The organism is Gracilimonas sp. (genome assembly GCF_017641085.1).
In the GTDB taxonomy this organism is placed as follows: domain Bacteria; phylum Bacteroidota; class Rhodothermia; order Balneolales; family Balneolaceae; genus Gracilimonas.
In genome coordinates this window covers 144446-159247 of sequence record NZ_JAEPPI010000001.1, presented here as the reverse complement: position 1 = coordinate 159247, position 14802 = coordinate 144446, and the positions used below count along the sequence as shown (strand labels likewise).

At 45.3% G+C, this 14802-nt stretch carries 11 protein-coding genes; 3 read left to right on the top strand and 8 right to left on the bottom strand.

Features of this window, described 5'->3' with window-relative positions; genetic code table 11:
- Window positions 1–146: 146 nt before the first annotated feature.
- The 5 genes from hisE to JJ941_RS00555 all read right to left on the bottom strand — a co-directional run bounded on the left by hisE (window position 147) and on the right by JJ941_RS00555 (window position 8916).
- Window positions 147–497, bottom strand: a complete 351-nt coding sequence (hisE, locus tag JJ941_RS00575; protein WP_290960908.1) for a phosphoribosyl-ATP diphosphatase — start codon at window positions 495–497, stop codon at window positions 147–149.
- Window positions 498–734: 237 nt separating this feature from the next.
- Entirely contained in the window at window positions 735–1913 is a 1179-nt protein-coding gene (locus JJ941_RS00570) for a lipocalin-like domain-containing protein (RefSeq protein ID WP_290960905.1), read from the bottom strand.
- A 12-nt stretch (window positions 1914–1925) separates the two neighbouring features.
- Entirely contained in the window at window positions 1926–4478 is a 2553-nt protein-coding gene (locus JJ941_RS00565) for an FtsX-like permease family protein (protein WP_290960902.1), read from the bottom strand.
- Window positions 4475–5185 (bottom strand): ABC transporter ATP-binding protein, encoded by a 711-nt coding sequence (locus JJ941_RS00560; protein WP_290960899.1) that lies wholly within the window; start codon window positions 5183–5185, stop codon window positions 4475–4477. The genes JJ941_RS00565 and JJ941_RS00560 overlap by 4 nt, the downstream gene beginning before the upstream one ends.
- Window positions 5186–5343: 158 nt before the next feature.
- Window positions 5344–8916: a LamG-like jellyroll fold domain-containing protein gene (locus JJ941_RS00555; RefSeq protein ID WP_290960896.1), complete on the bottom strand. Its 3573-nt coding sequence runs from the start codon at window positions 8914–8916 to the stop codon at window positions 5344–5346.
- Window positions 8917–9058: 142 nt separating this feature from the next.
- Between JJ941_RS00555 and JJ941_RS00550 the strand changes: the two genes are divergently transcribed.
- Together JJ941_RS00550 and hisA are read left to right on the top strand one after the other, a co-directional pair.
- Window positions 9059–10051, top strand: a complete 993-nt coding sequence (locus JJ941_RS00550; RefSeq protein WP_290960893.1) for an alpha/beta fold hydrolase — start codon at window positions 9059–9061, stop codon at window positions 10049–10051.
- A 75-nt stretch (window positions 10052–10126) separates the two neighbouring features.
- Entirely contained in the window at window positions 10127–10843 is a 717-nt protein-coding gene (hisA, locus tag JJ941_RS00545; protein ID WP_290960890.1) for a 1-(5-phosphoribosyl)-5-[(5-phosphoribosylamino)methylideneamino]imidazole-4-carboxamide isomerase, read from the top strand.
- 78 nt (window positions 10844–10921) lie between these two features.
- On the opposite strand, the gene JJ941_RS00540 is transcribed toward hisA, so the two are convergent.
- On the bottom strand, window positions 10922–12163 hold the full coding sequence (locus tag JJ941_RS00540; protein ID WP_290960886.1) for a serpin family protein: 1242 nt from the start codon (window positions 12161–12163) through the stop codon (window positions 10922–10924).
- Window positions 12164–12229: 66 nt separating this feature from the next.
- Window positions 12230–13057, bottom strand: a complete 828-nt coding sequence (locus tag JJ941_RS00535) for an AMP-binding protein (RefSeq protein ID WP_290960884.1) — start codon at window positions 13055–13057, stop codon at window positions 12230–12232.
- 198 nt (window positions 13058–13255) lie between these two features.
- Here JJ941_RS00535 and hisF point away from each other — a divergent pair, with 198 nt between their 5' ends.
- Window positions 13256–14014, top strand: coding sequence for an imidazole glycerol phosphate synthase subunit HisF (gene hisF / locus JJ941_RS00530; RefSeq protein WP_290960881.1), 759 nt, complete (start codon window positions 13256–13258; stop codon window positions 14012–14014).
- Window positions 14015–14055: 41 nt separating this feature from the next.
- Here the strand turns inward: hisF and JJ941_RS00525 are convergent, their stop codons facing one another.
- Window positions 14056–14751: a metal-dependent transcriptional regulator gene (locus JJ941_RS00525; RefSeq protein ID WP_255134687.1), complete on the bottom strand. Its 696-nt coding sequence runs from the start codon at window positions 14749–14751 to the stop codon at window positions 14056–14058.
- Window positions 14752–14802: the final 51 nt, after the last annotated feature.

Genomic DNA, 14802 nt, shown 5'->3' with positions numbered 1-14802 from the left:
GAATTCGGTGCGTCTCACTTTAAACAATAAAGATACAAAGAAGGCAGGAGCTGTTAAAATTTCGTTAATCGCTATTTGCATTCATTAAAAAATGAAGCGTTCTCTGCCAATAAATTCAGCCGGTTAACGGCTAACGATTAACGAAATTACTCTCCGATGTGCTTATGAGTACCTTTGTCGTGACGTTTACGCAGCCTCTTAATGACTTTGTGAAGGGGGATTTCTTTTTCGGCAAGTAACAGCATCAGGTGAAAAATCAGATCAGCCGCTTCGTTTATCGTCTCTTTGTCTTTCGTATTTTTTGAAGCGATTACGGTTTCAACAGCTTCCTCTCCTACTTTCTGAGCAATTTTATCAATGCCTTTTTTATACATGGAGGTTGTATAGGAACCATCCGGCATTTCAGACTTTCTGTCGTACAGTAATTCTTCCAGCTCGATCAGAAATTTTAAGTCCTTTTTTGTCAGTGTTTTAATATCAGCCATTTCTAAACTCATGTATGCTTTTATTTGCGGGTGTGAAGTTCACCATTTTATGCCACCTAAACAACGGGTTTTCTAAAATTTAATACTGAGGTAAAGATTTAAAATTCCAAGTTCCAAGTTCCAAGTTCCAAGTTCCAAGTTCCAAGTTCCAAGTTCCAAGTTCCAAGTTCAAAGCCTCAAATTTCAATTCATATTTTGAATTCGTCACTGGTCACTGGTCACTGGTCACTGGTCATTGGAATTTAACCCCTATTCCTCCCCATACCCCGTCATCTCAATATACCCCTGTCCGCTTACCTCTTCCCCGTTCATGGCGCCGTTTACGGATAGAGTCCCTTCATAATATCGCACCGAAACATCCATTTCCTGATCGTCGAAGAGCGTGGCCAATTCAAGCCGAAGGTTTTTTCCGGGAATTTCCAGCATCCATTCAGAAGGATACTCAGCTCCGCTGTGCGGACTTTCCCATTGGTCAAATACTTCCAAATTTACTTCGCCCGGATTGATGGTGGTCTTATTTCCCTCGGGATCAATCAGCGAACCGGTGGTAAATGTACTCACCGAGCCATCGGCATTGCGCAACTGGTAATACATCAAATCATAGCCGTTTGAAAGCTGAATAGAGAACCAGTCCCAGCCTTCCTGATCTTCCCCCAAAGCTGAAGTACTCCACTCGTGATCCATCCAGCTTTGCCCTTTTACATCATACTCTGTGCCATTCATGGTGATGACTCCACGAGCATCCATCCGGGTAAAGGACATATAATAGGATGCATTTCCCTCACCGGGCCCTTTCTTGTCGTACCCTTTCTCTCCCTGAAGGGTCAGTGGCTTGGTCGGTGTCACAATCAGGTTAATTGCTGAACCATCTTCCATAGTACCCTTAATACGGGTTGGGAAATTCTTGTCGTCACTACCTTCTTCGTTCTCCCGGGTAATTTGCCAGTCCTCCAGCCAAATTTCGAATGGATCGGCTTGAGCGCCGGCTAAGCCGGCTGCACCACGACTATATCGCTCATCAAAAACATGATTTTCATTTTGCACATCCGAAATGGCAAAGTGGCCCAGATAAAGCTGATCCGTGTTCCAGTCTTCGCCCTGTGCGGTTCCTGCTTCACCGCTATCGGGCGGGTTAAGCTGGCTCCTGAAAATGGTAAACTGGTAGCCAAACTGCCGGCCTTTTTCCGTGAATACGTTACCGGTGTAATACCACCACTCGTTGCGATAACCGGGATGCGGGCCATGATCATCCGGAAAAATAAACTCCCGGGGACCGGTAGCTCTCAGGTATCCTTCCTCATCTCCACCTCCCATGGCTTCTGCAACCGAGACAGTTGCGGTAATCTCTTTATCATCCTGAGATAAAAAATAAAAGCTACCTCCGGCAAGAAGTATCGTTAATGCTGCTATCCAAATAATTTTCTTCATAACTAATCTTTATTAATCATTTCTGAGGGCATCTGCAGGATTTGCCTGTGCCATTTTCCAGGATGGGTATATCCCTGCCAGCAGAGCAGCTACCACCGCAAGACCTACGGCCTGAAGCAGAACTTCGGGGGTAATCATGAACTGGAGCGTCCAGCCAAAAGAGCGAAGGTTTATTACATACACCAACACGTAAGCCATGAGGATACCAAGTGGTACTGAGAGCAGCCCCGCCATTATTCCCATCACCCCGGTTTGTGTGACCACATAATTCCATAACTGTCCGGGTGTCATTCCGTTGGCCCTCAATACAGCCAGTTCCCTTGAACGCTCCAGTTGAAGTGCCATCAATGCTGATAAAACCCCTATGAAAGCAACCAAAATAGCCAGCATTCTGAGGACAATCGTTACTGTGAATGTTCGATCAAAAATTTCGATGGAAGCTTCTCTCAAACCTTTATTGGAACGTATAAAGACTTCCTGCATGCCGGCGGAATTCTCTCTCAACCGCTCTACCAAAGCCTCTATTTCCACTCCCGATTCCGCATACAATGCCAGACCTGAGACGGCATCATCATCGAAGAATTGGTTATAGATATTTCGGCTTATTGTGATTGTGCCTATATCTGAAGCATAATCAAAATTTATTGCCTGAACCGCGAAGTGCTGATTCCCTGCATCGGTCTCAATAGTCAGCGTGTCTCCAAGGTTCACGCTATTCCGATAGGCATAGACTTCCGAAACCATCACGATGTTTTCCTGTGTGAACTGCTGCCAAAAATCATCGACACCTGACTTTAGCTGATAAGCTTGTCTTGCTTTTTCTCCCTGATCTATAGCTACCAAATTATCGGTTCCATTATTGGTGCGAACTTCAACACTTCGGACGGTGCTGGCATCTCCAACTCCTTCTGTTTCGCGGAGCAGATCTACTAATTTAGGCTCCAGTGTGGCATCGGCTTTCCGGGCTACCGAGCTTGGCGGCTGCACATATACATCGGCCTGAAGCTGAGCCTCCAGCCAGGAAACGACGGTGGTTCTGAAACTGTCCACCATCACCCCAACCCCAACGGTTGCCGCTACAGCAACCACTAACGCAGCTATGGCTACCGATGTCCGGCTCAGTTCTGTGACTACACCACGTACTGCCATCTTCCCGATCAACCCGCTTATGCTTCCAAGAATCGGGCGCAGCAGTTTTGCTAACCCAACGATAATCAGTGGGACAAGCAGTGAAAACCCTACAATCATAAAAAGCAGAGAAGAATAGCCGGCCGCTATCCCTCCATTTGGAATCAGGAGGATTAATCCTCCACCGGAGCCAATCATCACTCCTAATAATGCAATGGGAAATATCCGGGACGAGATTTTTGACTCATTGGAAGATCGCCTCAACACTGTGGATACTTCAGCTTCCGAAGCCTCTCTTGCCGGCCAGAATGCGGCAATCATTGTGGCTCCTAATCCAAGCACCACTCCTTTTGCCAACGGGAACAACCCAATAGACAATTCCTGCACAGACAGCACAAAGTATAGATCGTTAATAGATTGAGTAACCAGCTTCACCAATACCTGCGCCAGGAATATTCCCGCCACAATTCCAACTACGGTTCCCAGAAAGCCAATGAGTAATGCCTCTTTGAGTACGGTTGTTAAGATTTCAGATTTGGTTACACCCAATGCCCGAAGTCGGCCGATTAAAGGACGACGCTGTACTACCGAAAAGGTCATGGTATTATAAATCAAAAACATCCCCACCAGCAGGGCGAGCATACTCAGGGCCTGCAAGTTGAATTCAAAAGCCTGGGTCATTTGCTCCACAGTTTCCGTTCGCGATTCTGAACGTACAATTGAGGCTCCCTCAGGTAATACAGCCTGAAGGCTATCTTTTATCGCTTCCTGTTCATTCTGAGGCAGAATCAGATCAATTCGAGTTAGGCTACCCGGCATATCAAACAAGCGCTGAGCCGTGCTTATATCTACACCTAAAAGGCTTTCCAATGCCTGCTGGCTGCGGTCATCTTCTGCCTCAATCAATCCGATTAACTGAACATCAAATGGCCGGCCTCCTACAAAAACACGCAGTGAATCACCGACTTCTATATTCAATTGTTCAGCCACTTGCTGCGCAACCAACCCTGTGTTAGTGCCACTTATAAACTCGGATAATTCGATGCCGGCCTGCTGGCTGGCATAATCGCGGAATGGAGCCTCCGCAATCGGATCAACCCCAAGCACCTGAAACGTTCGGTTCATCCCTTCTACCTGAGCATACCCTTCAATTACCGGGGCTGATTTTCTGACTCCGGCTTTGATCCGTACATCCAGATACGTTTGATCTGAAAGATCTTCCGCAGCCCCGCGAATCTGATGAGTGGCCTTACCCGTTACAGCAGCCGTTGACAGTTCAAATGCTTTTTCAGCACTGCTGTTTGAAAGGTCGATGGATACCACTACCGCTACACCCAATGCAACACCTAGAATGGAAAGCGCAAAATGCCAGGGATGGCGCAATAAAAACCTAAGGCTGGACAGCCACAGTAGATTTGATTTCTTTGAACTGCTCATGACGCCAACATCTCAGCTGCGTCTTCCACTTCGCGTAGTTTCCCGCCCCGAAGTTCTAACACGCGATCAGCTATTTTACAGATATCACGGTCGTGAGTGGCAAGGATGATGGTGCGGCCATTTTTACGAACCAGGTTATTCAGGATATCCAGTATCTGCTGGCCGGTTTCGTAATCCAGGTTGCCGGTGGGCTCATCAGCTAAAATCAGCATGGGTTCGTGAGCCAGGGCACGGGCAATAGCTACCCGCTGCTGCTCTCCACCGGAGAGCCGATCAGGATAACTGTTGCCCCGGTCACCAAGACCAACATTGTCTAAAAAATTCTGAGCTTTGTTCAAAGTTTCGTCATCCGTTGCTCCTTTCAGCTTCAGGGGCAGTAGCACGTTTTCATGAGCTGTGAGTGTCGAAATCAGGTTAAACGATTGAAACACGAAGCCGATATTGTTGCGCCTGAAAAGAGTCCGGTTCTTTTCGTCAAGACCGGCCAGATTGGTTCCGCCGATTATCACTTTACCTTCATCAGGCTTATCGATTCCACTGACCATGTTGAGAAGGGTGCTTTTTCCTGATCCGGACCGGCCAAGCAGCACAATCATCTCTCCTTCTTTTACCGACAGGTTCAGGCGGTCGAGTACAGAGCGATTTTTATCTCCTTCCTGATAACTTTTAGTCAGATTTTGTAACTGAATATGTGATGTATTTGGCATCTATTTTTAATTAAGCCGTTTCGGATCATTTAATTTCGTGCTTAACATCACTTCCTGAACCAGTGTTCCTGAAGAATCGTGAATTAACTGTTTCTCATAAAAAAAGCGCCTGCCGGTTAAGCAGACGCTTTGAGGGAGATTAGATTTTTAGAGTGAATTTATTTCACCAGCGTCATTTTGCGTATTTGCTCAAATTCCCCGGCTTTCAATCGGTAAATGTACATCCCGCTTGGCAGCTGACTTGCATCAAAATCTACCTGATGGGTACCGGCAGCCTGTCGGGTATTTACCAGATCGGCTACTTTCTGTCCGATTGAGTTAAACACCGTCAATTGAACATCCGCTGCTTCCGGAAGTGCATATTTTATGGTGGTAGTTGGGTTGAACGGGTTCGGATAATTGTGAGCCAGATCAAACGCTTCCGGCACTCCGTTCTCATCCGTGATGTCGGTATCAGTTACCATTTGAACGCCAACCGTTACGGAGGTCACCCCTCCGTCCTCATCGGTCACTTCGATATCGAGTGTCCCTGTTCCATCGAAATCACCATTTGGTGATAGCGTGAGCATCTGCCCGTCAAAATCGACGTTGATTCCGGAAGTATCTACCGCAAACGTAAACGTCAGTGCCGTATCAGCCGATTCTACGTCTGCTGTTCGGGCAAACATATCAGCTGTAAGTTCTCCGTCTATCGGAACCTGAAGGTCATTTTCAAACCCGGCCAGTTCCGGTAAATCATTCACTGACTCCACGTTCACAATGAAAGACTGACGAGCTGTTGTAGCTCCATCGGTTGCTTCCACGGTTAGCGTATCTGTTCCGAAGATGTTTTCAAGAGAAGTGAAAACCAAGCTGGTATCATTCTGAACTTCCGCTTCCACAATATGACATGGCACAACGATTGAGTAACTCAGATTTGGCGTGTCATCGTCTTGGAATACCGTGTCCAGATCAGCAGCAACAAAGGTTCCGAAATCCTCATCCAGGGTAATTTCAGAAATCTGATTTACTACCACCGGTTGACTGCTCAATGCATTGGAGTTTACAAAAGTGGCATCTCCATTGAGCTTTCCACTCATTACCTCTGTTGCAGAGCTGTATGTCCAAGAAGAACCTGCCGATTCATCAAACCGAAAATAAGCAATCAGATCCTCATGATCGCCTAACAATTCCGTATAAAAATGATCGGCAATCTCTGCATCGGTTCGCGCCGCATTCCAAATTCGAATTTCATCCAGCTCACCACTATAAAAATTTCCATTAAGTGCATCAGGACCGCCAATTAATAAATCATTAGCATTCAAACCGACACTTCGGGTTACACTTTTAGAGTTATCCAATGCTCCATTCACATAGATTTTCATATCAGCCCCGTTATAAGTAGCAGCAACATGTGTCCATTGATTGGCAGGGATACTTGTATTGGTTACGACCCTAGGTCTGCTGTAATCAATATCACCTACAGTAAAAGATACATTGGCGGCATTACCCATCCCTTCTAATCGAAACAAATACCCTTTATCACTGGTACCCTTTTGAAGAATCACTGCATTTTCATCACTGTTTCCATTATGATTAATCCAAGCTTCTACGGTAATGGTTTCTTCGAAATTGGAATAAAGTTGTTCGTTTCCATCTAATGAGTTTCTATCATCAAGGCGAACAAAATCATTATCCCCGTCCAGTTTGAGGGCATTACCTGCTTCATAGGAGGAAATCCTGACAGGCGCAGCTTTACTAAAATCACTTTCCTGCCTTTCATCATTTATCAGTATGGTTTGGTAAAAATTGGTGCTGTCATCATGAGAACTTACATCAATATTAAAAGCACCTACGCTAGAGGCCTGACCAGACACATCTGAACGTGAACCGTTCTGCATAACATAGAGCTTGTTACCTGTTTCGATGTCTGAAGCCAAATTGTAGTCCTGTCGATTTTTATACTCAACTCTGACAGTACCGTTGATATTTTTAGCATAGGTGTATGGAGCCATTGGGAACACCCCTGGACTTGCTATCTCAATAGATCCGCTTAGTTCTACAAGATTCATTTCGGTATGAAAGGTATCCATACTTTTAACTGCTACATTCGCACCACTGCTTTCAAAGGTATAATAAAGCTGCAAACCATCTTCATTACCCTGCAGGGGCCTGTTGTAGCCGTTTTCAATATCTGCCCTGTTCAATGCTTTGTTCCAAATGCTTAACTCGTCTATATGTCCGCTATAAAAATAATCTGAAGCAGCTGCATCAGAACCTATATAGAGGTCAAAATCATTTTCACCTATATTTCGGGTAGCCGCTTCTGTGGCATCTAGTTCACCATTTATATATAGTTTAAGATCATTTCCATCATAGGTGGCCGCCACATGCGTCCATTGATTAGCAGGGATGCTGGAACTAGAAAATATGGTGGGCTTACTATAGTCGATATCCCCAATAGCAAAAGCCACACCCGGAGCTTGTCCTCCTCCGTCAAACCGTAGGACATAGCCTTTATCAGTGGTGCCTTTTTTAAGGATTACGGCATCATCATCACTTTCCCCGTCATGCTTAATCCAAGCCTGAACGGTCATGTCTGTTCCACTAATATCCAAAGAAGGGCGATCTGTTAATACTCCGTATGCATTTTTATTCAGGGTCAGACTACTTCCGCCCATTTCTTTATACGGGGTAACCATTATTGGCGTTGAGTAATCACTCTCGTTGCCTGAACCATCCACGGCTGTTATCTCATAAAAGTATGGAGTTAAATTCACTAACCCATCATCCGTATAACTTGATTCTCCTGCGGCTACAGTTGCGACCTCTGTTCTGGTGCCTCCAATAGATTCGGAACGGTAAATCTTAAATGATGATGCCTGATTTTCATCATTTGGTCCTAACCTTTCATCCCAATTCAGGCTGACTTCCTCATTCCCACTGTGGCCATATAAATCAGGGGCTATAGGTACAACACCTGGTGAAGCTACACCTGCATTATCTCCGGTTAGAGTCAGGTCATTTGCACCTGCATCATCGGCTGTTCCTGTACCTCCAAAGGTATATAAGCTTACAAGGCCTGCTTCACTTCCTGTTAGTTGTTTGAAATAATTTTCTGCAACTTCAGTAGCGGTTCTGGCTGTATTCCAGATTCGAATTCCGTCCAATTCACCACTATAGAAGTTCCCGGTGAGCGAGGCATTGGATCCTATATTCAGATTAAAATTGTTAGCCCCGATTGTCCTGCCCTCCTGGGTTGTGCCAACAAGTTCTCCATTTATATAGAGCTTGATAAACTGCCCGTCATACGTCCCCGCAATGTGAGTCCAGCGATTTGCAGGTACTCCTTTACTTGACACAACATCCGGTCGGCTGTAGTCTAGATCACCGATGACAAAACGAACATAAGTTTCATCCCCGTCACCTAATAACTGAAGACGGTAACCATCATCATTGGTACCTTTGTTAATAATATACGCATCCTGATTACTATTTCCGTCATGCTTAACCCAGGCCTCTAACGTTATGGATGTTCCCGATATGTCTAACGATGCATTATCTCCGGCCGAGGCATAATCACCATCGCCATCCAGCGTCAGGCTCCCCTGTTGTGCCCAACTCTGATACGGAGCAGCTGCAACTATAAGAAGCGTTAGTATGGCCGAAAAAATGTAATTAAAGCTTTTACCTCGTGTAAATCCTTTTCTCTCATTGATTGAATTTTTATGATTTGTATCTCGTGTTTTCATTTGCACTAAATTGGTTAATGTTTATGGTGACAGGCAGAACTGAGTATTTTAGTCCTGTCTCTCGTTCTTACATACGTGGGGCATTTTTAAAACCGCTCAATTGATTACTTTTTATTGATCTGACTCCCAAACCCAAATACCCATGCACCTGAACCGGCTCCTTTTTATTGGGATTATCTTCACCTGCTTCATTTCCTGTAGCCAAATTGAAAAGGAAGCTGAAACACAAGATGGGTTTGTGCAAACGAATGACGGAGCCGAGCTTTACTATCAGGTATTGGGCTCGGGCAGTGACACACTACTGATCATTCACGGAGGACCCGGAGCAGGCATCAACTCTTTTTTACCTTCTGCAAAGCCCCTGGCTAATCATTTCACACTCATTTTTTATGATCAACGAGGTGGAGGAAAATCTACGCTCCCGAAAGATACCACCCGATTAAAACCCGAATATTTTGTGGAAGACCTTGAAGCTGTGCGCCGGTATTTCAACCTCGATTCCATGAATGTTCTTACCCATTCATTCGGATCTATTGTGTTAGCAGAATATGCCACCAAATATCCTCAACACTTAAACCGTGTTGTCTTTCACGGATCCACCGGACCGGTACGGGCAGAAATGGGGGAATATTACCGGGCTAAAGCTCAACAAGCATCTCCTATTTCTGATACATCACTTACCAGCCGGACTTCTGCCCTTTTAACAAGCCTGCTGGAAGGAAGTGCTGATAATCCCGTTTCAACATGCCGGGAATATGAACAGCTTTCCAAACAAATAGCCATAATGCGGGGTGAACGCGCCTCTCACCGGGGTTCAACCTGCGATGCACCGTCCGAAGCTGTTAAGTATTACTACCAATATACCGCTCAGCTTGCACCGGCATTATTTGGCAACTGGGATTATACCGAAAAACTAAAAGGCTTTAACGCCCCGCTTCTCGTGGTTTACGGAAAGGAGGATACTCTTGCACTATCCAGCCAGCGCAGGTGGACGGAAATCATCCCAAACAGCCGGTTACTGTTGGTTCCTGAAGCCGATAAAGGAAGCCTTTCTGATAATCCCGACTTCACCCTGCATGTGATTACAACTTTCTTTGAAGGCAGTTGGCCCGAACAAGATGCGGGGAACGAGTAAAAGATCATTAGCATATCAGAAAGTTATAAGAAAAGAAGTTTGCGAAGCCCTACCTTTGCATCAAAAAAATATTCTATGCTTACAATTCCCGCTATCGATTTGCTAAACGGACAAGCCGTTCGCCTTCACAAAGGTTCATATGAAGAGGTTACTGTTTATGACAAATCCCCATTAAATCAGGCCCGGAAATTTAAAGAAGCCGGCTTTGAGCATATTCATTTGGTAGATTTGAATGGGGCAAAGGAAGGCAAGTTTATCAATCTGCCTCACATTAAAGAGATTATTGATGAGTTGGGGATTTCGGTTCAAACCGGTGGCGGCATTCGCACTTTCGAAGATGTTGAGATGTTGCTCGATGCCGGGCTTTCGAAAGTGATTTGCAGTTCCATGGCTATCAAAAATGAAGAGGACTGGCTGAAAGCCCTTGCAAAATATCCCGCTAAAATGATTTTGGGCATGGATCTTAAAGACGGCAAAATTGCCTACTCCGGCTGGCTTGAAACAGCGGAAGAATCGGTAGAGTCTTTCCTTAACCGGATGATAGAACACGGCTTGCAGGAAGTACTCTGCACCGATATTTCCAAAGACGGCACGCTTTCCGGACCCAACTTTGAACTGTATGAAAGCCTGCAAAAGCAATTTCCCGATATCCGATTGATTGCCTCCGGTGGCGTTTCTTGCCTCGATGATTTACACACACTGAATGATGCAAACATCGATGCGGTCGTTGTAGGAAAAGCCTATTACGAAAACAGAATTACCCTGGAAGAAATGGCGGAGTTCAACCGCTAAAGTCCCTTTACAGAATCCTAAACCGCACAAGTGGACACTTGCGCTATTGCCTTTATTACCTGTATAGAGAGTTGAAGATTACAATTTAGGGTTCTTTACTTTACCCATGAAAAGAATGGCCCCGCTGTTGTGCTCACGAATCATGAACACAAAAGGACGATCTACGGTAAAGGTCTGGGGCACGGAAGTCACTCCTACTCCAACTGAAGTTACTGCGGCAGCCTCCGTTCCCTTCTCATCAACTTTCACATACGTTTTGTGCTTCACTTCACTAATGAAAAGAGAAGCATCGGGATTAATCCCGGAGAAATCAGCTTGTCCACCTTCAAACGGAACTTCCATCCCCATTGATTTCAAAATGTCTTTCATTTCAACTTTGTAGGACAATTCAAATTTGGGAAGGTTTAACGGCATATCCCGCCCGTTCAAACCGGCAATCCAGGAATCAAAATTTTCTTTACTTAAATCCTGACTTATAAACTCATCAATGGATTTTTCCTCATCGGCGGGCATCAACACGGTCATGCTGAACAGGCTGTCTCCATAGGGCAAGTCAATCATATGGACTTCCTCATTCATAGTGATATTGAAGAGGCGCTCCTGGCTCATCATGTCCACCATCACTTCTCCGCCTCCTTCAAGACTGAAAGAACGTTCCCGGGTCTGGTCTTTATCGAATTTATAGGTCCAGTCGCCCTGGAAGTAGATGGCATTGATCAGATACATTACCATTTCGGGTGGAATTTGCCCGTCAATAATCTTTTCAATCAATCCGTTGGTATTGTCTTTCACCCAATCGTTGATAACATCGACAGACTTCGGGTCATTAAAATCCAGCTCACGGGTTGTTGCATCAAAATACTCCCCAAGGGTGTTGGTAAAAGATTCCTCTACAGGGAAACCGTCTCTGCTCCACACCGAGTTCGCGATTTGCATTTTCACTTTGGGATCAGCATCCGTCAGCAGTTTTATTAATGACTGATACCCTTGGTTTATTTCCTCCTGGCTCAACCCCTGAAATGCGAGCGTCTCCCGCATCTGCTCGAAGGTTTCCCCTTCCGCACCGTTCATCGTCATTCCCAGAGCTACCGAAATGCTGAGCGGTGAAATAAAGATATTCTCTGATGAGTCGGAGGCCACTGTGCTTTTAAACACATTAAACCCGAATGACTGCCCGTCCTCAACCAGCTTCTTTTCAGCTGCGGAAAGTTCTCTCGGCAATTCACCGTTTGGGTTGGGACCGGTAACATCGGTAGTACAACTTAGCGGAAGTAAAAAGACAGCGATTAATAAAAACGATAGTAAGCGATTGGGATTCATAATCTTCTCCTGTAATTAGACAACTCAATATATTAAATGAAAAGCCGCACAGAAAATTGTCCTTCTCTACTTTTTATTAACAATTTCACCTGCTCGCCCCAATACATACACTCTGCCCAACGAATCCATGAAACCCACGTCCCGGCTGTTGTACTCTTGTTCGATGAAGGCCGTTTCTGATTGAATATATATTGGAGCCGGGTTTTCGGGGGTCCCTTCACACTTCAACCGAACTCCCCGAATGGGATGTCCGCTGCACAAATGCCCAAAAGGCTGAACCGGAGCTGTACTTTTTCGTTTGTGAGCCGCGATTAATCCACCGGCCTCCGTTTGTCCATATCCCTGAATGGTGAAATCACAATGGGGATTTAATTTCTGAAACTCACCTTCATCTAACGAATACCCGCCGAACACTACTTGCGGCACAAACCACTCTTCGTCATACAGTGCCCTCAGTACAGCCGGTACAGTAAGCAGAAAATCCGGTTTAAACTCTCTGACATTCTTCAGCCATTTATCGCCTTCACCTTTTTTTGTAGTGATGAATTGATATTCACACCCAAGCTCTTCAGCCATAATGCCCCAGCTGAGTCCGGCTACATGCCAGGGTGCAGCCATCATCAAAAGCCGGTGGGTTGATTTCACCCCAAATACTTCTGCGGTAAACCGGGCATTCCTGGCCAGGTTCTCATAGCTGTTCCAGATTTCTTTTGGTGAACCGGTTGTACCACTGGAAAACAGTCCGATATACTTTTCATCGGACTCAGGATGTTGCGCAGGTGGATTTTCGTCTGCCAGTTTGGGTGGAATCAACAGTTGAGAATGCGAACTCCCCATCACTTCGCTTAGGATTTCACCGGCCGGTTTTGAAACGTCTGTGGTTTTAAACTTCATGTCATTATTTCTTTTGCAGTGTAACTCAAAATCAGGACTTTGGGTTCATTGCCGGTCTATCTTTATCCTTATTTCACTAACACACGTTTTAAGAATTTTCTATATTCTGAATCTAATTTTTAGCCAAGCGGGATCTGGAAATTTATCACCTACACCCAATTGTGTACCCGCAGAGGTTAAGCAGATTTTCAAAACTCTATGCTCACGAAACGAATCATTCCCTGCCTGGATATTAAAGACGGACGAACCGTAAAAGGCGTCAATTTTGAAGGATTAAGGGATGCCGGTGACCCCGTTGAATTAGCCAAACGATACAGCGAGGAAGGTGCCGACGAACTGGTTTTTCTTGATATTACCGCAACGCTTGAAAAGAGAAAAACCCTTGTTGAACTGGTTAAAAGAATTGCTGCCGAAATTAACATCCCATTCACAGTGGGCGGTGGCATCAAAACCGTAATTGAAATTGAAGAGCTGCTTAAATCCGGTGCCGATAAAGTCTCCCTGAATAGCAGTATAGTGAAGAACCCGGAGCTCATTAACGAAGCCTCCACGGCTTTCGGCGCCCAAGCTATTGTAGCCGCCGTTGATGCCAAAAGACACGGAGAAAGCTGGAATGTGTACATCAAAGGAGGCACCGAAGATACCGGCTTAGATGCTATTGAATGGATGCAGGAAGCAGAAAAACGGGGAGCCGGTGAAATTCTGCTCACCAGCATGGATCGCGATGGCACCAAGAGCGGCTTCGATATCGATATTCTGGATAAAATTAACGGCATCGTCCATATACCCGTGATTGCCAGTGGAGGTGCCGGTACTGTTCAGCACTGTATTGAAGCCATCACCAAAGGAAACGCGGATGCTGTGCTTGCAGCCAGTATTTTTCACTTTAAAGAAATTGAGATCAAAGACCTTAAGGAGAAGATGAAGGCTGCTAATATCGAAGTACGGCAAACCTGATTATCATTTCCGCAATCAAATCGAAGCCTTAGATTTGTGGTCTATACAGGGTTGTCAGCTTCAATTAAATACACTTCGCTGGCAACGGCCTGACCCAGCATCTGCTCTATGTTATCTTCCAGGCGGATTTTAACCGGTCCATCGAACGGAGCTTTTTCGATAACCTCTACTTTTGACCCGGGCAGCACCCCGATTTTCTCCAGATAACGCAGTAATTCCGGGTCCTGGTCTTTCACGCGACCGATGATGTATGGTGTATTTTCCTCCGCTTCGGATATGGAAAGCTGGGCCATAGTTGGCATAATTCCGTCTTTGGAAGGAATGGGATCGCCATGAGGATCGTGTGTGGGGTGGTTCAGTAATTCAGCAATACGATCTTCAAATTGCTCCGAAATATGATGTTCCAGCTTCTCGGCTTCATCGTGTACTTCATCCCAGGAATAGCCCATCACTTCTTTCAGGTATAACTCCAACAGCCGGTGATGCCGCAAGATCTCCAAGGCAATTTTATTTCCGGCATCGGTTAACTTAGCACCTTTGTAAGATTCATATTCCAGTAAATTCATCTTTGCAAGGCGCTTCAGCATATTGGTTACCGAAGCAGAAGAAACGTCCAGCGCATTAGCAATTCTTGTTGTAGTAGTACCTTCACCTTCAGATTCTAACACATAAATGACTTTCAGGTAATCTTCTACAGACTGACTTAAGCCCATGTTATTTTTTAATGATTCTCGCAATGGATGAAATTTTTTAAGGAATTGAACACCGTTTAAGTTTAACAGCGGTGT